Annotated in this window: 16 protein-coding genes and 1 pseudogene; 8 read left to right on the top strand and 9 right to left on the bottom strand. The window is 35.4% G+C overall.

The genetic code is table 11. The annotated features are described in order from the left end of the window. Positions 1-160: 160 nt before the first annotated feature. The gene (gene xerA, locus H4O20_RS08645; protein ID WP_185098974.1) at positions 161-1,291 is read right to left on the bottom strand and encodes a site-specific tyrosine recombinase/integron integrase; all 1,131 of its coding nucleotides are present in this window, start codon (positions 1,289-1,291) and stop codon (positions 161-163) included. Positions 1,292-1,375: 84 nt separating this feature from the next. Here xerA and H4O20_RS08640 point away from each other — a divergent pair, with 84 nt between their 5' ends. Then, a complete protein-coding gene (locus H4O20_RS08640; RefSeq protein WP_185098973.1) occupies positions 1,376-1,759 on the top strand; it encodes a hypothetical protein in 384 nt (127 codons plus the stop codon). Between the two features lie 630 nt (positions 1,760-2,389). Here H4O20_RS08640 and H4O20_RS08635 read toward each other — a convergent pair. Then, entirely contained in the window at positions 2,390-3,604 is a 1,215-nt protein-coding gene (locus tag H4O20_RS08635) for a hypothetical protein (RefSeq protein ID WP_185098972.1), read from the bottom strand. Between the two features lie 4,209 nt (positions 3,605-7,813). Here H4O20_RS08635 and H4O20_RS08625 point away from each other — a divergent pair. From H4O20_RS08625 to H4O20_RS08615, 3 genes and pseudogenes are all read left to right on the top strand, one after another. Continuing rightward, positions 7,814-7,969: a hypothetical protein gene (locus H4O20_RS08625; protein WP_185098970.1), complete on the top strand. Its 156-nt coding sequence runs from the start codon at positions 7,814-7,816 to the stop codon at positions 7,967-7,969. Positions 7,970-7,981: 12 nt separating this feature from the next. Then, positions 7,982-8,107: pseudogene (locus tag H4O20_RS15375) on the top strand (helix-turn-helix domain-containing protein); the annotation flags it as partial. Positions 8,108-8,567: 460 nt separating this feature from the next. Beyond that, positions 8,568-8,990, top strand: a complete 423-nt coding sequence (locus H4O20_RS08615) for a hypothetical protein (RefSeq protein ID WP_185098969.1) — start codon at positions 8,568-8,570, stop codon at positions 8,988-8,990. 67 nt (positions 8,991-9,057) lie between these two features. Here the strand turns inward: H4O20_RS08615 and H4O20_RS08610 are convergent, their stop codons facing one another. Genes H4O20_RS08610 through H4O20_RS08595 form a run of 4 tightly spaced genes read right to left on the bottom strand, consistent with a single transcriptional unit; the run spans position 9,058 to position 10,691 of the window. Continuing rightward, the gene (locus tag H4O20_RS08610) at positions 9,058-9,291 is read right to left on the bottom strand and encodes a hypothetical protein (RefSeq protein WP_185098968.1); all 234 of its coding nucleotides are present in this window, start codon (positions 9,289-9,291) and stop codon (positions 9,058-9,060) included. Positions 9,292-9,295: 4 nt separating this feature from the next. Beyond that, positions 9,296-9,532, bottom strand: a complete 237-nt coding sequence (locus tag H4O20_RS08605) for a hypothetical protein (protein ID WP_165150503.1) — start codon at positions 9,530-9,532, stop codon at positions 9,296-9,298. Further along, complete coding sequence (locus tag H4O20_RS08600; protein WP_185098967.1) at positions 9,510-9,932, bottom strand: DUF5675 family protein; 423 nt, start codon at positions 9,930-9,932, stop codon at positions 9,510-9,512. Before H4O20_RS08600 ends, H4O20_RS08605 begins: the two co-directional genes overlap by 23 nt. A gap of 3 nt (positions 9,933-9,935) precedes the next feature. Next, complete coding sequence (locus tag H4O20_RS08595; protein WP_185098966.1) at positions 9,936-10,691, bottom strand: hypothetical protein; 756 nt, start codon at positions 10,689-10,691, stop codon at positions 9,936-9,938. Positions 10,692-10,889: 198 nt separating this feature from the next. Between H4O20_RS08595 and H4O20_RS08590 the strand changes: the two genes are divergently transcribed. Then, entirely contained in the window at positions 10,890-11,090 is a 201-nt protein-coding gene (locus H4O20_RS08590; protein ID WP_185098965.1) for a hypothetical protein, read from the top strand. 271 nt (positions 11,091-11,361) lie between these two features. Here the strand turns inward: H4O20_RS08590 and H4O20_RS08585 are convergent, their stop codons facing one another. Then, positions 11,362-11,649 (bottom strand): hypothetical protein, encoded by a 288-nt coding sequence (locus H4O20_RS08585; protein WP_185098964.1) that lies wholly within the window; start codon positions 11,647-11,649, stop codon positions 11,362-11,364. An 815-nt stretch (positions 11,650-12,464) separates the two neighbouring features. Here H4O20_RS08585 and H4O20_RS08580 point away from each other — a divergent pair. Continuing rightward, a complete protein-coding gene (locus H4O20_RS08580; RefSeq protein WP_185098963.1) occupies positions 12,465-12,605 on the top strand; it encodes a hypothetical protein in 141 nt (46 codons plus the stop codon). Between the two features lie 8 nt (positions 12,606-12,613). Here H4O20_RS08580 and dnaE read toward each other — a convergent pair whose 3' ends face one another. Both dnaE and dinB read right to left on the bottom strand, forming a co-directional pair. Then, positions 12,614-15,601 (bottom strand): DNA polymerase III subunit alpha, encoded by a 2,988-nt coding sequence (gene dnaE, locus H4O20_RS08575; RefSeq protein ID WP_185098962.1) that lies wholly within the window; start codon positions 15,599-15,601, stop codon positions 12,614-12,616. Next, positions 15,602-16,816, bottom strand: coding sequence for a DNA polymerase IV (gene dinB, locus H4O20_RS08570; protein WP_185098961.1), 1,215 nt, complete (start codon positions 16,814-16,816; stop codon positions 15,602-15,604). Between the two features lie 193 nt (positions 16,817-17,009). On the opposite strand from dinB, the gene H4O20_RS15370 reads away from it, so the two are divergent. Both H4O20_RS15370 and H4O20_RS08560 read left to right on the top strand, forming a co-directional pair. After that, entirely contained in the window at positions 17,010-17,726 is a 717-nt protein-coding gene (locus H4O20_RS15370; RefSeq protein WP_368856697.1) for a DUF6624 domain-containing protein, read from the top strand. A gap of 130 nt (positions 17,727-17,856) precedes the next feature. Further along, positions 17,857-18,330, top strand: coding sequence for a hypothetical protein (locus H4O20_RS08560; protein WP_185098960.1), 474 nt, complete (start codon positions 17,857-17,859; stop codon positions 18,328-18,330). The last annotated feature ends 173 nt before the right edge of the window (positions 18,331-18,503 follow it).

Here is an 18,503-nt window from a genome sequence, read left to right as displayed (position 1 = left end):
AACTTGATGGCCCTGGTTTGCAACCAGTCCTACCATAAAATACTGATTATTTTCCTTCCAAATTCGCGCGCTTTACTGATTTTTTAAATAACCTAGCAAGTAAGGGTTATTGCACACAACAATTGGATAAACTCCCATAGGGAGTTTATATCCATCATACCTACAAATCTAACGGATTTATTATTGTATCAAAATTATTTGTGGCTACATGTGTGTAAATTTCTGTCGTTTTAGTAGAATTATGACCTAATAACATCTGAATATATCTTAAATCTGTACCAGACTCCAATAAATGTGTAGCAAAACTATGACGCAATACATGTGGCGAAACCTTAACTAGAATACCTGCCCGCTCCCCTGCACTACTCACTATTTTAAAAACACTATTCGCATGGTATTTACGACCCTTCATTCCCTCAAATAAATACTCCTTAGGTTGGTACTCCTTATAATACAACCTTAAATCCACCAACAACTTTTTAGACAACAATGTATACCTATCCTTATTACCCTTAGCACCAACAACACGTATCACCATTCGCTTGCTATCAATATTCTCAGGCCTCAAATTCAAAAGCTCACTACGCCTTAATCCAGCCGAATAAAGTAAACTCACTATACACTTATGTTTTAAATTATTAGTCGAGGCTATAACACGAAACACATCCTCCTTAGACAAAACAACAGGTAACTTCTTTTCTTTCCTAGGTCGCTCTATTTCATAAAACCTATTAGGCATACCCAAAACAATTTCATAATAAAACTTAATACTGTTAATAGCCTGGTTAATATAAGAGGTAGAATGACGCTTCTGTATTAACATTTGAATATACCTTCGTATATCAAACTCATTCAAAGTATCTATTTCTTTACCTTTATAATAATTAATAAAACGCTCAAAACAAGACACATAAGCCTTCACCGTATTGTTTGCATACTTTTTTAATTCTAGCTTCTGTAAATAGCAAGGCGGACAAGCCCTATAATCATCAGGCAAAGCTCTTTTCTTATACCAAGAAACATCAAACTCTTCATCCAAATTCTTAGATCTATTAGACCCAAAAAAATACTTGCCATTAACCCAAGCAACACCCTTAAAAACAGTAAAAATACTAGTAAGATTATTAGAATTATTAACTATATAATACATGCTATACTCCTCAGACCATTGTAAACCCGGCAACTCCCGTATCAATGCATTCAATACCTTATCCGAATAAAACTGCAAACCAATATATTTCTTATTATCTAGCAATAAGTGCCTTAAAGTAATATGCTTTTTAAAATCCATAACCAATAATACTAATAATCAACATTTTAACCGTATATTAAGCGTATAATAAACGTATAACAATCAGATAAACATCCAATAGCCATGCAAAAACAAAAAAAATGCAAATCATGCAACAAACTTTTGTCTGGTCGATCAGATAAAAAGTTCTGCGACACCTATTGTAAAAGCTCCTATCACTACCAAAAATCAATAGAAGAAAAACCAAATTTCTATACCAAAGTAGATAAACAACTAAAAACAAACCGAAGCATTTTAAAAAACTTCAATCGAGCAGGAAAAGCAACCGTAAGAAGTGAAATATTAATAAATAAAGGATTTAACCCCAATTTCTTTACCCACTATTGGAAAAACAAAAACCAAGACGTCTATTTATTTATATATGAATATGGCTTTCTAAAGAAATCAGAACATGGGGTAGAAAAATTTGTCCTGGTAAAATGGCAAGAGTATATGACAAAAAAATAATAGTAAAAACAAAAGCCAAATCGTGAAATTTGGCCTTGTAATTAAATCCTTAAATATAAAAACCTGTATGTTTATAAAAACTGAACTTTATAATAATCTAAAACACTAAAATTGTAAATCTGCAATAATATCAAACCCCGCTAGTGCGCGAGTCCCCTCGCGTTCTTTCCTCATCCAACACAAATTCTCATTATCGATTTAAACACCCCACCTTCTGCACTTACTCATTCTTTCGTACCGCAGGCTACACTCCTCCAATCGCAAGAGCCCACGGTGTAGTTTACCTTGAGCGAAGTCGAAAGACGAAACATAAGCAATAATTTAATAAACAGAAACTCTTTCCATTAAAGCAATATCAAATTATTGCCAATGCTATTTGCCAATGTGCGCACTGCAGGAAATAACATAATATTTTCGGTAACTCAATTTAATATAGAAAGGTAAGCGGCCACATCAAAAATTGCAGTCAACGACCCCAAATCAGGGAAAACCGACTCCTGAAAACCCATCCCAAACTAGACCAATCCCCATAAGGGCAAACCGACATACACCGGTTCAGTCAATCCCGCAGGTGCGGGACATTCATGTTGGGTCGTACCCACCACACGAATGCTTAGTTATTGTGTGTAGTTATTTTATCCATCCGCTTTGTTGAAACGAACGATATATTTGTTTTAAATTATCTTCTTTTAATACGTCTTTAATTTTTTCTGTTACTCCATAAATACAGCCTTCACAAGTATTGAGTTGAATTTCAGATTTATTTAATTCACTCATTCTAGTAAACCAAGATTCTGGAATATCAATTTCATTCTGAACTAGGTATTGTAGTCCGATATAACCATAGGTCGCAATTTCTGGATTTAATGATTGCAACCATTTTGCTAATTCTTTAAAGTCTTTTTTATTAACTAGGGCAAGCATTTTTTGGCATTTGTCTGGTGGTGTTCCTGCAATTCCACAAAAAGTTCCGTATGTGTAAACATCAAAGTCGGTTTTCTCAAAGTTCGAGTTTTCTATTCTTTCAAATAGTGTTTTTTGTTCGTTATTGTCTGTTAGTTTTAAATAAACTAATTCATTATCAGATGATTTAATTATGTTTAGGTTATAAGAACTACCTACAAGCCATAATTCAGAGGTTTCTTGATTTAAATTGTTCTCAATCTTTCTATTGAAGCTTATCCGTTTTTCAATTCCATAGGGTTTATTTTCGGTAACTTTTTCTTTACTCCAAAAGCTGTCCAATTCCTGAAAGTTGAAACTGTCCGATTTAAGAATTGCTATCAAACTGTTTAATTTTTCTTTTACAGGTTTATCGTTAAACTCGAAGTTTGTTCTCGAAGAAATTCCAAAATCGCCACTATTGTTTATTTCTATTTTGAATATTTTCTCTTCTGAATCATATCCTTTTTTATTCGGGTCTTTTTTGATATAGTAAGAAATTCCATTTTGAGTATTCCAAGCATAAGTCTTTGATGTGAAACAGCCTTTGTCATTGTATGTATTCCAGACGTCTTTCATTGTACTTTCATTTAGTACAATTCCGTTTTCTGTTGTTGCTTTAAAAGGCGATTCAACTGAAATTGACCTAACAATTTGGTTTTTGTCATATGGGTCAATTTGAAAAGTTAAACCGATTTTGTTGTAACGATAGTTTGTTATCAAAGTCTTTTCGGATAAAGTATATTCAGTTCCAAACGTTTCAATAACATCCGAAATATTGGATGAGTCAATCACAATAGATATTCCCTCAATTCCTTTATTCGGAATTAGCACATTTGTTTGTCCAGATAATGGATTAAAACAAAGTATTAAAAGGATGATATTTATTGTCTTTAATGTCATTTTCATAATTACACACAACGTCAGTCTGTCTCAAAACTACACTAATTTTCCTTTAAATTCAGTTTCAGGGTTAAGATTTCCGTATTTCATGAATTTTATGAAATTTCTCGGGAATGCGATTTTTAAAGCTTGCTGAGTGGATAATTGGGTTATAGCAAGCAACATAACCCCTAAAACGAATTGAGCGCAGCGCAAACGTCCGTTATATCGAACTTTACCCCGCTAGTGCGCGAGTCCCCTCGCGTTCCTTCCTAATTACACTTAAATTCCAAAACGTCTATTTAAGAACAATTCAGTAAACTACAACATCACCTTCAAACCTACCATAAAAAAACCTAATTTTATTACGGGATTCCTCAATGAAGTAACATTTTATTACAATACCATCCAAAAAATAGGAATTCTACTAAAGAAACAAAGCTATTGTAAATAACCAAACGCCCCACCTCCGGCACTTACTCATTCTCTCGTTCCGCAGGCTACACTCCTTCAATCGCAAGAGCCTACGATGTACTTTATCTTGAGCGGAGTCGAAAGGCGCAGCATAAGCAATAATTTAATGAACATTAGTCTTTCAATTAAAGTAAAATCAAATTATTGCCTATGCTTTTTGCCTTTGCCCTCACATCAGCACACATCAAAACACCTAGTTAAACCATTAACCTCACGGAAGGGCAGGTAAATAGGTGTTCGTCAGTCGTTCCGCTTTGTTCCGCAAAAACATATCTGCAAACCAATTAGGCGTAAAATTATAAATAGGCATAAACTAAACTCACGCTACACAACAAAACCCAGTCGTGTCATAAGGCTTGCAGATACCATAAATAGCACCACTGCGGCGACACGTCCTCGTTGGTGCTATTTATNCTAGTAAACCAAGATTCTGGAATATCAATTTCATTCTGAACTAGGTATTGTAGTCCGATATAACCATAGGTCGCAATTTCTGGATTTAATGATTGCAACCATTTTGCTAATTCTTTAAAGTCTTTTTTATTAACTAGGGCAAGCATTTTTTGGCATTTGTCTGGTGGTGTTCCTGCAATTCCACAAAAAGTTCCGTATGTGTAAACATCAAAGTCGGTTTTCTCAAAGTTCGAGTTTTCTATTCTTTCAAATAGTGTTTTTTGTTCGTTATTGTCTGTTAGTTTTAAATAAACTAATTCATTATCAGATGATTTAATTATGTTTAGGTTATAAGAACTACCTACAAGCCATAATTCAGAGGTTTCTTGATTTAAATTGTTCTCAATCTTTCTATTGAAGCTTATCCGTTTTTCAATTCCATAGGGTTTATTTTCGGTAACTTTTTCTTTACTCCAAAAGCTGTCCAATTCCTGAAAGTTGAAACTGTCCGATTTAAGAATTGCTATCAAACTGTTTAATTTTTCTTTTACAGGTTTATCGTTAAACTCGAAGTTTGTTCTCGAAGAAATTCCAAAATCGCCACTATTGTTTATTTCTATTTTGAATATTTTCTCTTCTGAATCATATCCTTTTTTATTCGGGTCTTTTTTGATATAGTAAGAAATTCCATTTTGAGTATTCCAAGCATAAGTCTTTGATGTGAAACAGCCTTTGTCATTGTATGTATTCCAGACGTCTTTCATTGTACTTTCATTTAGTACAATTCCGTTTTCTGTTGTTGCTTTAAAAGGCGATTCAACTGAAATTGACCTAACAATTTGGTTTTTGTCATATGGGTCAATTTGAAAAGTTAAACCGATTTTGTTGTAACGATAGTTTGTTATCAAAGTCTTTTCGGATAAAGTATATTCAGTTCCAAACGTTTCAATAACATCCGAAATATTGGATGAGTCAATCACAATAGATATTCCCTCAATTCCTTTATTCGGAATTAGCACATTTGTTTGTCCAGATAATGGATTAAAACAAAGTATTAAAAGGATGATATTTATTGTCTTTAATGTCATTTTCATAATTACACACAACGTCAGTCTGTCTCAAAACTACACTAATTTTCCTTTAAATTCAGTTTCAGGGTTAAGATTTCCGTATTTCATGAATTTTATGAAATTTCTCGGGAATGCGATTTTTAAAGCTTGCTGAGTGGATAATTGGGTTATAGCAAGCAACATAACCCCTAAAACGAATTGAGCGCAGCGCAAACGTCCGTTATATCGAACTTTACCCCGCTAGTGCGCGAGTCCCCTCGCGTTCCTTCCTAATTACACTTAAATTCCAAAACGTCTATTTAAGAACAATTCAGTAAACTACAACATCACCTTCAAACCTACCATAAAAAAACCTAATTTTATTACGGGATTCCTCAATGAAGTAACATTTTATTACAATACCATCCAAAAAATAGGAATTCTACTAAAGAAACAAAGCTATTGTAAATAACCAAACGCCCCACCTCCGGCACTTACTCATTCTCTCGTTCCGCAGGCTACACTCCTTCAATCGCAAGAGCCTACGATGTACTTTATCTTGAGCGGAGTCGAAAGGCGCAGCATAAGCAATAATTTAATGAACATTAGTCTTTCAATTAAAGTAAAATCAAATTATTGCCTATGCTTTTTGCCTTTGCCCTCACATCAGCACACATCAAAACACCTAGTTAAACCATTAACCTCACGGAAGGGCAGGTAAATAGGTGTTCGTCAGTCGTTCCGCTTTGTTCCGCAAAAACATATCTGCAAACCAATTAGGCGTAAAATTATAAATAGGCATAAACTAAACTCACGCTACACAACAAAACCCAGTCGTGTCATAAGGCTTGCAGATACCATAAATAGCACCACTGCGGCGACACGTCCTCGTTGGTGCTATTTATTTGTTTTGCTTCACACGCTACTCTCCTTCCTCACCCGTGGCTACTCCATCCCCCCAACCCCAATAAGGTGCCTGCCCAATAGCAGGCGGGTTCGCTAGCTCACAACTTAATAATTGGGGGTCTGCCGCCACTTGATAATTGTGCGAGCCTGCGTGTCGCTGCGGGCTAATCGGGCTGTCACGATTTTTGCAGTTATCCACTTGCCTACAGTCGCTAAGTTTCCCTCATTCGTGCCTCATTCACTCAACTCAGCCACTTTCGGCATCCCGCACAAGAGTAGCTCCTTCCCTCCACTACAACAGCCTACGGACCTTCATTTCGCAATGCCTAAACAATAAATTAAAAAACAGAAACTCAATACTTAAAAACAACTGAATAAATATTATCAAGCATTGCTCCATTCCGGCTCCGGCACATTTCGCTACATTCAGTCGCTACCCTTGTCTTTCCCAACGCCGAAGCAAAAAATCGCGCCAGCCCTGCCGTAAACGGTAGCTGTCTGCCGCCCTCGACCCTCGTTCTTTTGCATCCAGCACCCTTGCTCCGCTCGCAGGCGGCTCGCATTATAGTTCCAGCAATCCATTCCGCTGCTCTCCATTCCTTGCTTCCACTATAGCTCCGCTTTGGTTTACCTGCCTAATGCAATATTATCAATTTTCAAGGTTGTTTTATAAAAGCCTCTTTTTTGGCCTATCGAAAATTTATCGTAATAATTTGAAATGAGAGCGCCGTCAAAACTTTAGGCTGTTTGAGCAATCCAAGTCTTTTACCAGATCAAAAGGCTTTAAAGCGAGTTCCTAAAATTTAGGTGCCGAATGAAAAATTTAGATAAGTTTTCGTCAGCCTAGATTTTTTTGGTTCGTTTTTTCATCAATGGAAAAAATGAACATGTTAAATGTCTAAAACAAGATTTAATAGAAACATACTGTTATCCGGCTTCTACAAACAAGAACCCTTCAGATTCACCCCATTTACATAAAGGCAATAATCACACTTTAAATTCGGCTTTGCATTAACCTTTCATTAGAAAAAAGTAAAAACTCAAACATAAGGCAAAGTTACAGGCGTGCGGATGCGAGAGCTGCAAGGGTTCACTACGCCTGTATGAAAAAATCTCCACCTTATCAGGTAGTATTTTTCCATCCATCCCTTGCATCAGTCGCACCGAACCTGTGTTAAATGGCATTATGTTCAAGTTTTTGTTTAGAGTCCGTTTAGGCAGCCGATGGTTGCTGGCGGGCATACGCACCTCGGGCAAGCCGTTCTTTATTGGTGCGCATTACGTAGGCTTCAAGGAGTACACGTTGCGTATTTTTTGGATAGAGTGCTGCCTCACAGAGCTCCCGTTTTAGGGGGCTCTTTTTTTAATCGTATTATAATACCTTTAAAAACCTATAAAACCTGAAACTATGAAAACAAAAACAATCGAAATAACAGAAGTTACAGTTGATGAATTAGCCGACAAAGTAGCCGATAAACTACTTGAAAAAATCAAACATTATATCGACGAATTAAACACAAATCAGAACGATATATTTCTAACGAGAACAGAAACAACTGAATAATTAAAAGTAGATCTATCAACCCTTTGGAACTGGACCAATAAGGGCAAACTAACAAGCTATGGTTTGGGGAATAGACGATATTACAACAAAAAGGAAATAATCGATTTATTAAGAAGAAACGAATTACAGCGACGATGAAATCCCCTATCGAAGAAATTTGTTAGGGTGTTTACTTAATTACTCGTCTGCTAAACCGTTGATGTCTTAATTGGTTAAGCATTTTGCTAAATTATGTCATTTCCAACAAGCATCCACAAAGGTTTGTAAAGATCAATTCATATCGGTAAAGTATTGCCTCACAGAGCTCCCTTATTAGGGGGCTCTTTTTTTTAATCGTATATCGAAAATTTTAAAAAGAATTCAGCAAAGTTAGGAGGGTTGCTTCCTCCGCACCAGCCACACAACGGGTTATCAAGGTCAAGCACTTTGTGTTTTTATGAAAATCTCCACCCTTCGGGTAGTATTTTCATTCAAAAACCTTGACAACCCTAGCAACCCTCCTGGTCCAAAGCTTTCTCTTTTCTTCTTTTCGTTTTTCCGAAAAAAATGAAAGCAGAAAAGTGATTCTCAATAAAGTTTAATTAAAAATTGATGCATTATGAAAGCTTTCAAAATCAAAACACATCGACCAGGGCAAACCTACCAAGCCCCACATTTCTTCATCCTTAGCAAAGGAAACAATGCCGGAAAACCAAGTGTTTCTGAATTCACAAACTCATTTGTAATAACGGTAAAGTCTGAAAAACAAGCACATCAGCTCTATTGGATTTGCAACATCTTATACACTGGGCACTACTTTCGTACAAGATTATGCGGGTCCGTAATTCCATTTATCCGAATTGGCGAAGTTCAATCACTATTGGAACGAATGATCTTAAATTATGAAGGACACCATTGGTACGGCCGCTTCCAAGCCCTTGAAAAACTGGAGCAATTAATCAAAGTTCTTCAGCACCAAAAAAACTGCATTAACCAATACAAACTATTACTGATGCAGTCCTACCAACTGGATAGAGATTGAACGATTTATCAAACGAAAAAGCCCAGGAGTAATTCCCTGGGCTTCTGATTATATATACAATGAAGATCTAAACCTCATCTGAATTTTTCTTCTTCCGAAAACTTACATCCGATTTAAATTTTGCAGAAAAGAAATTTTTAACAACAATTTTTAAAGATATCGAAACCGAAAAACTAACTACCGCACCAACAAATGCAAGGATTCCTGTTCGAATTAAATCATCCGACCCAATAACCGGCCACGTAGCCAAAAAAGTACCACCACAAGTACCAACAATTGTTGAAAGCGATTTAAATGACATCTTCTCAATTATTATTTTCTGTATTTTTTAATTCTTCACCATCACTCACCACCGCCTGACTCACCGCTGTAACGACGGTTCCAGCCACTGTTAGATAAGAAGCAATAGAAATTAATGTTGCAGGCAGCGTGATAGGAGCCGTCAAAATTGCAGCTCCAGATGCACCCAACGCGATTCCAACATTGCGCAAAATTTTAAAAAATTTTGGCGTAGGTTTCTTATATCGATCTAATATGTTCATACAAACTGTTTTTAATGGTTAATACAACTTCCTCTTTTCGGTCAAAGGTCTGGTGGCACAACGAAAGCACCTTTTGCATCGCCACACGGGAATTACTTCCCCTTCCAATGCCTACCAACTCCGAAACTGGTGCAATACACCCACGTAGCTCTTTCTTAGCATAATTGGCTGAATGCAACAAAATCAACTGCCGATTAGGTACATTCTTAACCAATAGATGATTACCAAACTTCTTTGAATATCTCTTCTCAAGTGTGTACGCCCCTTCAGGAATACAAGATTCCATCTTTCGATTATCTACCCAAGGAAGCTCAATGGTAAAACACAAAAACCGATTATTCAAAAAGAGGGAGCCATTGGTTCCCTCTTGATGATAACTACGTTCTAAAACCAACTCCATAGTCTACTGCTTATCGGTGAGCACAATAGCCAAAGAGTTATACATTCCGTTTTTCAGCGAATACATTTCACCATTTACCTCCTGATAAAACTCAATGCCTAATACCCCTACAACAGGAAGTGTTGAGTTTGCAGTAAGTGTAGAAACCAAGTTCAATACAGCCGTATCTGGTACCGTATATGGCAAAATCCCAGAGCTGTCCATATCAAAAACAAACAAATCGTTTTCAAAATCCAACTCGGCTGCACCGGAAATTATTCTAAAATGAGTCGTTCCCCCTGGAGCCGCTATTCTTACTACTGGACTAAACGGTGCCAAATCCGCAGTAAACTCACCTGTAACTCGGTCAAAACCTGCAGTGTAAGGAGAAAACAAAGTGTTTCCCAGCTTCCCGCGAATGTTAAAATCAAAATCATTAATCAGATCAAGATTTCCATCCTGAACAGTTCGTAACCCCCTCTCATTTACCGTATCCGATTTCACAACCACAAGCATCTCTTTGGTTAATCTACTAGTAACACGTTTGTCTTTTGCATTCTGCATCAAAATACGCAGCGCATTTCTAACAAGCTTTCCACCCTTGCCAGCACGTCCAAATTCAGCACCATTCTCACGAGTTCTCTGAAAAGCAGGATCGTTCATAATACGGTTCTTGTCCACACCGCCCTTTTCTCGAGCTAAGTGTCCATCCGATGTCTTATAAAAGGAAATATCGCCGATAGTTCCTTTTAATTTAATAATTCCACTTTGTCTTGCCATTGCTATAAAATTTTAAGTTCTCAACAAAACACCGTATTTTTAACTCACCACACGATTTTGACCCTCCACCCGTTCCGAACACACCCCTTTTTACCGTTATTTCCGGTAAACCATTCCTATATTTTAAATAAAGCTGAGGTATAGATGAGGTATGGATGGAGTATAGATAGTGTATGGATAGAGTATGAAAAACTTATTATGAAGCCACATCGAGTATGCATATTCCCTAAAGACGTCCAGCGCATCACTGGAAGAAGTGAGCGATACGGAAGGCTACTTCTACACCAAATCAGAAAGCATTTAGACAAACAGCCCCATCAATTTATCACCGTGGATGAGTTCGCAGAATTCACGGGTATTAATATTGAGACAGTAAAGGACTTTCTTAAAAACAACTAATCTGCATTATTTCTTATGACTGACATTAGACAAAAGTTCTTATCTTTACAATTGAATATGAAGGTAAATCAATTCAACGCACAATAAATCATATATACCCTAATCAGACACCCCTCTGAAACACAAAGAGTTAACTTGCTGATAATCAATGGGTAACACACAGGGTTCTCTTCCTGTCATCTCGACAAGAAAAAACACCAAACAACACTAAAACCCTGTAAATCATATGGTTTACAGGGTTTTTGAGTTTTGAAATCGATGGCAAAAAATATTACAACTCCCCCTTTTTGACAAATTGGTAGTAATTACTTTTTTTCCCATCGATGATTCTTTCATCATACAGCAATTGGAAATTATTTTCATCAAAAATTTCAAAAAAAACATCCCAGGAAATTTTATTTAAAAATTCTTTATTCTCGTGAAAATTGATTCTTAACATTTGCCCTGCCATTGACTTATTGGCTATTCCTTCTGTCATAGCAGGTACACCTTCTCGCTCTTCAACCCAATTTCTAATGGTTGTATGATTGTCTGTTGTTTTTAATTGGCCTGAATTCATAATTTCTCCTTTTAAAGTATCTAAGTAATATTATTAAAATAGTAGTATTCCTATTTTCTTTTCTAATTAGACTTCACTTTTTAGGTGAATGTCTTTATCGTGATAATGGATTGTGAATTTATCTGTTTCTCAAAGCACGAATATTTCATGCGGTAGCAAGGTTTATCGCCACTATAACTTTATCCACAATTGTCTTGCCGATTGTTTGCAAGCTTGACAAATTAATTTTATGGGTAACAACCTTCCTATTATAAAGTTAGCGTTCACAGTTGGAATAATAAAATATGCTAACAATTTTTTAATACTTAATTCTTATAGATTCAACAGGAGTAATGGTTGTGACTTACTATTATAAGGCAGCTAAATAGATGAAAAAAAATCAAACAGCCAGTTTAATTTATTAAACGCCTCTACTTTCAGTTGGAAACTCATAGGCATAAAAAACATATAACAAAAATTATATCTTTTAGCTCTTAACTACCTGTACCTGCTTTCCCTTAGAAGGAAATCAAAATTTTTATAGAGCGCGTAATAATTTTTATTTCGGTTAGGCCTCAAAGTTTGTTTAATGATAATGATAAACTTTCTTCAAGTGTGAAATTAGCTATCTAAATATTTCCATACCTAAAGAGGATTCAGAATATAGTAAACTCTCGCGCTTTATCTTTTTAGTAAAAATAATTTCAGGTTAGTACTATAAATCGGAAATTTAACCTCTTAATTGTTCTTACATCCTTTATTTCGTATTTTTATATTTCATAAATAGAATTCAATTATTTGGATATTCAACAATTAAGAACTTAAAATCTAGAATCATGGATGATAAAGAAAATAATACCCGTCCCGAACAACGACCTGTTGATCCTGAGAAAAATAATGCTACGCAAGAAAGAGAATATCGAAAAGATAAGAGAGAGGGGAAATTGGATGGAGCGATAAAAGATTCAGAAGAATAATAAAACTATTAAATAGTAATATTCTTATCAGAATTTGCAATTCCAGACTGACGGGGGTCTGGTAAAAGGTTTTGAAATTTTATTTTTTCAACAACTATCGATAAGTAGTCTAAATCGTCTACTACCTTTCCAATAATCAAATACACCCCGTTTGTTCTTATAGAATATTTACGCGCAATTTCAGGAAAGTGAACTGTATCAAAAATCACTCCTTCGTAATCGATAAAGGTCCCGAAAATCATAATATCACCTTTACTGGTACCCGTCTGCTTGGCGGTAATCAACTTACCAAAAATAGAAATACGCTTCCCTATATTATAAGGAATGTCTTTAGCCAAACAATTAGGCAGGTTGTCTTTTTGAATTAGATTGAAATACCCCTTTAATGGAAAACCTATTAACTCCAATTCATCGTAAGCATCAATCAAATGATTGCTAAGTATCTCTGGCAATGTAAAATTTACTTGCTTAGGCTTAAACAACAATAATGCAGTATCATCAAGCTTGTTTTTTGAAGATTTAAGATGAGCTTCCCACATTATTTGATGCTTGTCTTTTCCTGTAAACCTAAAACAGTCTATTCGAATTAATGTTATTAATTGTTCGATACCAATAGGCACACGATCTATAAAATCATCAAAGTCCTCAAAATCGCCATACAATCGTCTCGATTTTAATATCCTCTCCACTACCCTTTCCTCCAAATCGCGTATTAACACAAATCCCAAGTAGATGGTTTTACCTTGAATTATTGTTTCATAAAAACTATTATTTATACAAGGTTTTTCTACAATTCCCCCCTGTAAAATAATTTCTTGAACATAGGTTTCAATAGAATAAAATCCACCGCCATTATTGAGTACGGCAACCATAAACTCTAATGGGAAATATCGTTTTAAATACAAGCTCTGATAACTTTCTACAGCATAAGATGCCGAATGGCCCTTGGCAAAAGCGTAACCCGCAAAAGCACTTACTTGGTCCCAAACCTCCATTGTTAGTTCTTCAGAATACCCTTTTTGCAGACAGTTACTCTTAAACTTTTTCTCAACAGCTATAAATTCCTCTTTAGATCTAGACTTCCCACTCATCCCTCTTCTCAATACATCTGCTTCTCCCAAATCCAGTCCTGCGAAATAATGCGCTACTTTTAATACATCTTCCTGATAAACCATTACACCATAGGTTTCGTGGAGAATTTCTAATAAAACAGGATGACCGTTCTTTCGTTTTTCAGGGAATTTATGCCTTATTATATATTCATTTTTCATGCCGCCATTGGTTACTCCAGGCCTAATAATCGAGCTTGCAGCTACAAGACCTAGATAATCTTGCGTTCGCAACTTGGTCATTAAAACACGCATGGCAGGAGACTCAACATAAAAAACGCCCATACAATCTCCAGTTTTCAACAATTCATTGATATTAGGGTCATTTTTAAACTGATAAACCTGATTTATATCTGCTACTTCTGCTTCAGGCTGATTGTACTTTATAATTTCCAGACATTCTTTTATCTTAGAAAGTCCTCGTTGCGCTAGAATATCAAATTTAAAAATGCCGACATCTTCAGATATATTCATATCAATCTGAACTGTTTGAAAGCCCTTTGGCGGCATAAATGTGGCAGCAAAATAGTTGATAGGTTTATTCGTAATTAAAATCCCTCCGGAGTGAACACTTAAATAATTTGGAAACCCACTTATTAATTTCCCGTATTTCACAATCAGTTGAAAATATTCATCCGCTTTTGAAGCCGTTTTCCCACTTTGTAGAAATGCATCTATTTCGTGTTTTGGAATTCCAAAAACTTTTCCCAGCTCTCGTATAACTGCACGGTATTTAAATGTAACATAAGTCCCCATTAATGCAGTATTCGGAAATCGCTCAAAGATATATCGTGTAATATCATCCCTATCACGCCAGGAAAAATCTAAATCGAAATCGGGAGGCGAGGACCTATATATGTTGATGAAACGTTCAAAGTAAAGGTCGAGCTCAATCGGGTCAACGTTTGTGATTTCTATAATATAAGCAATCACACTATTAGCACCACTTCCACGACCTATATAAGGGTAATTCTTCGACTTTGCGTATTGCAATAAATCCCAATTAATTAAAAAATAGGATACAAAATCCATCTCCTTAATAGCTTTGAGCTCCTTTTCAATTCTATCATAAACAACTTGATCAGGGTTTGGATATCGTTTTTCGAGATTCTCAAAAACCAATTTCCTCAGAAAATTAAAATCAGCATTTTTATCTTCCAAATAGCACTGTTGATTCTGATTCTCTCTTTTCGAATTGAATTTGAAAGCTACATTTGTTTCAGAAAGTAGTCTCTTCGTGTTTTCAATTGCAAGAGGAAATTCTTCAAAGTGATTTAATATTTCTGCTTTTGAAAACATCTTATCAGTTTTCAAACCTTGTTCTTCTTCAGGTAGTTTGCTTAACAAAGTGTTTAACCCAATTGCTCGCAATAATCTGTGAGCGTTATAATCCCTTTGCCCGCGAAATGTAACCGTCTGTTGAATAATTAAATTTTTATAATTCCGATATTTCGAAAATTTCAGCTTTCTTAACCCCATAACAGACACCCCTATATATTCATTCTCCTTAAATGAAGTTTTTTCCAACTCCATTACATTTTCAAATGGATATATAATTGCGCAATCCTTTAGGCTAGGACATAAATCAGGGAACTCTTTTTTTTGATGTAGGTATTCGGTTAAATATTCATTTAAATATTGAAACCCTAAATTGCTTTTAGCAATAACAACGTATTGCTGATTTATTCCATTTCGAAAATCGACACCTACCGAAACCTTAATATTATATGCTGAAGCATTTTTAAGCACACTCAAGCAAGCAGAAGTGGAATTAATATCGGTAAGCGCAAACGTGTCAATATCATTTTGCTGCGCCAACTCCAGAAGCTCAGTTTCTGAAATGGTACCGTAACGTAATGAATAGTAACTGTGACAATTTGTATACATTTATTGCTTTCTATGTGCCAACAACAAGGGAGGTTCGCCATTAAAAGGATTATGATTGCTACGAATAGATTTTACATCTAGCGTAGAAGCTCTCATTACGGCCCCGCTGCCAAATCGATTTCTAATTTTATCGAGTGATGCGTATAGATTCAAATTCTTTAAATCGTCATCAAACAAATTAATTTGATAATGCCCCCCAGTAAGATGTGAGAAATTAACACCAATTAATCTCACCAAAATTCGCCTTTGGTATATTTTATTAAAGAGACTGTGAATAAGCGGTATTAAAATATGATCGGCACTTGTAAAAGGAATTTTTAATTGTTTGCTATAGGTGCTAAAATCTGAATACCGAACTTTAACCGAAACACAACTTGTAAGCTTATTGCCCAACCGCAATTGATAAGCGAGCGTCTCTCCCATTGCAGTTAGACTAGCTTCAAGTTTTTTAATATCTATAGTATCCTTATCAAACGTTCGTTCGGTAGATATAGATTTTCGTTCGCTATATTGAACTACGGGTGTTTTATCAATACCATTGGCTCTATTCCAAATAAGTCTTCCATTTTTACCCAACACCGAAACCAACATTTCTACAGGCATATTCTGAAGGGTGCGGACTTCGTGAATTCCCAGGTTTCGCAACTGTTGACTTGTAACTTTTCCCACCATCGGGATTTTACGAACAGAAAGAGGCGCTAAAAAATCTTTCTCAAAACCAGAATCAATTTTAATTTGGTTATTAGGCTTTGCCTCCCCAGTAGCTACTTTAGAAACTACTTTATTCTTGGAAAGACCAAATGAAATTGGCAAGCCTGTTTGTTTAATAATGGTGTGTCGGAGTTCTTTGGAAAATTTATAGTTTCCAAAAAAACGATCCATTCCCGTTAAGTCTGCATAAAACTCATCTACACTAGTTTTTTCAAAAACGGGAACTTGAGATTTTATAATCTCGGTCACCATATCTGAATACTTCATATAGGTGCTGGAATTTCCTTTTATCACAATAGCTTCTGGACATAGCTGCCTTGCCATTTTCATCGACATCCCCGAGTGTATTCCAAATCCTCTAGTTTCGTAACTACAAGCAGCAACCACTCCTCTATCACCAATACCACCAACTAGAACAGGACGCTTCAATAAACGACTATCTAAAAGCCGCTCTACCGAAACAAAGAATGTATCTAAATCTAAATGTAAAATCGACTTTTCCATTGATTTCCTACTAGCTAAAATTATAAATTGAATAATACAAAATTATGGATTATTTCCATTTATTTGGAAATAATCCACATTAAAAGATATTAACAGTAAAAAAGAATTAGTATTATTTAATAGAAAGCGAGGCGGTACAAAGCGTTAGCTTTAATATATTGTGTTTTAGATGTTGGTTATTTTTATTTGATATATTTACCTAAGGCAATACATTAAAACGAATACTGTAAAAAAACTTGTATTACTTATAATTGTTATTTTTTCATCTTGTCTTGAAAAAGATAAATTTAATCCTGAATTAAAATCTGAATTATCTTCAATTTTAATAAGAGATCAAGGCTTTAGAGAATTATTTAATGGGAATATAACAGAAAAAAGAAAATCCGAGCTTTTAAAATTATTAGAAATAAGCGAAGCAGATTTTTTAGAAAACGAACGTGATATTTTTCGAAAAAACGACAGTCTTAATTTAATAAAAATTGAGAAAATCATCAACAAATATGGATACCCGGGGAAATCTTTAGTGGGAGAACCTGAGAATGAAACTGCGTGGTTTGTTATTCAACATTCGGGTAAAATTGCGGATTATTTTCCTGTCATTGAGAAAGCTGGACAAAAAGGAGAATTAGACCTCGTTAAAGTTGCGATGATGAAGGATAGATTACTAATGAACTTGGAAGAAGAGCAATTATATGGTAGCCAAGGAAAAAGGATTTTTCTTGTATGGCCACCTATAAAACAGACAGATTCTAAAGTTATAATTTGGCCTATTAAAAACCCTGCGACAGTAAATACTTTGAGACAACAAATCGGTTTTAAAAATACTGTTGAAGAATACGCCCAAAGTTTGGGCATTGATTATAAACCTTATACTCTATCAGAAGTTAATCAAATGAATTCTGCAAAATAATAATTGGTTTTCATCTATTCACCAATCTCAAAAGCCTTAGGGACGCAATTTTTTATGGTTGGACAATTGTTGTTAATTTAATTACTTAACCACCCCCGATTAATAGCTTAAGTGTCGGCATGCATTTAAAATGAAAAAAACCACAAAAAAAATATTAATTTGGACGTTTTCGATTCTTGGAATTGGAATCATTGGATACATAGGTTTTGTAGGTTATGTAATGTATACTTTTGTGAGTGGTTGCGGAATGGATGACGGACCATTTAATGCAGTCCTAATTAAGCAATCAAAAATTTCGGAAAATTCGGAAATCTTTGAATTGAAAAATAATGGAGTCTTAATTTTGGACAATCGAACAGACTCGCTCTCACCAACGCTGACTTTAAAAGAAAACGGAATTATTAAATGGACTTTAGACACTGATACACGCAACACTAAAGGATACGAATCGACGCGAATTTGGAAAATAAGCAATGTAACGGTAACTAAAAACTCTGACCCTATAAAACTGAATTTCGCAGGACATTGGACCTATGGAGCAGAAGCAGGTTCAATGGAAATTTCTCGAGATGATGGTGAAAATAGTTTTTGTTTGAGTTGGTAAAAAAATAAAGGTGACGCGCCAACACCATGCCTAATTAATCGTCTATTGTAGCTTACTTAAAAATATGTGTAGTTATCGGGACGCAAGTTTTTGATTCATACAGCCCACTTCGCTCGTGTCTATTTGGTTTGAATTGGTTAAATTAGTAGCAGAATCATGCTATCACTCTTACC

It is taken from the genome of Aequorivita sp. 609, assembly GCF_014212065.1.
GTDB lineage: Bacteria > Bacteroidota > Bacteroidia > Flavobacteriales > Flavobacteriaceae > Aequorivita > Aequorivita sinensis.
Note: the sequence above shows the minus strand (reverse complement) of the source record. Positions and strands in the feature narration are given on the sequence as shown.

What these genes read in the sequence shown, in the direction of transcription:
- H4O20_RS08615 (WP_185098969.1), top strand. Translation starts at nt 8,568, where the DNA reads ATGAAAGCTTTCAAAATCAAAACACATCGACCAGGGCAAACCTACCAA.
- H4O20_RS08640 (WP_185098973.1), top strand. Translation starts at nt 1,376, where the DNA reads ATGCAAAAACAAAAAAAATGCAAATCATGCAACAAACTTTTGTCTGGT.
- H4O20_RS08625 (WP_185098970.1), top strand. Translation starts at nt 7,814, where the DNA reads ATGAAAACAAAAACAATCGAAATAACAGAAGTTACAGTTGATGAATTA.
- H4O20_RS08600 (WP_185098967.1), bottom strand. Translation starts at nt 9,932, where the DNA reads ATGGAGTTGGTTTTAGAACGTAGTTATCATCAAGAGGGAACCAATGGC.
- H4O20_RS08580 (WP_185098963.1), top strand. Translation starts at nt 12,465, where the DNA reads ATGGATGATAAAGAAAATAATACCCGTCCCGAACAACGACCTGTTGAT.
- H4O20_RS08595 (WP_185098966.1), bottom strand. Translation starts at nt 10,691, where the DNA reads ATGGCAAGACAAAGTGGAATTATTAAATTAAAAGGAACTATCGGCGAT.
- H4O20_RS08635 (WP_185098972.1), bottom strand. Translation starts at nt 3,604, where the DNA reads ATGACATTAAAGACAATAAATATCATCCTTTTAATACTTTGTTTTAAT.
- H4O20_RS08590 (WP_185098965.1), top strand. Translation starts at nt 10,890, where the DNA reads ATGAAGCCACATCGAGTATGCATATTCCCTAAAGACGTCCAGCGCATC.
- xerA (WP_185098974.1), bottom strand. Translation starts at nt 1,291, where the DNA reads ATGGATTTTAAAAAGCATATTACTTTAAGGCACTTATTGCTAGATAAT.
- dinB (WP_185098961.1), bottom strand. Translation starts at nt 16,816, where the DNA reads ATGGAAAAGTCGATTTTACATTTAGATTTAGATACATTCTTTGTTTCG.
- H4O20_RS08585 (WP_185098964.1), bottom strand. Translation starts at nt 11,649, where the DNA reads ATGAATTCAGGCCAATTAAAAACAACAGACAATCATACAACCATTAGA.
- H4O20_RS08605 (WP_165150503.1), bottom strand. Translation starts at nt 9,532, where the DNA reads ATGAACATATTAGATCGATATAAGAAACCTACGCCAAAATTTTTTAAA.
- dnaE (WP_185098962.1), bottom strand. Translation starts at nt 15,601, where the DNA reads ATGTATACAAATTGTCACAGTTACTATTCATTACGTTACGGTACCATT.
- H4O20_RS08610 (WP_185098968.1), bottom strand. Translation starts at nt 9,291, where the DNA reads ATGTCATTTAAATCGCTTTCAACAATTGTTGGTACTTGTGGTGGTACT.
- H4O20_RS08560 (WP_185098960.1), top strand. Translation starts at nt 17,857, where the DNA reads ATGAAAAAAACCACAAAAAAAATATTAATTTGGACGTTTTCGATTCTT.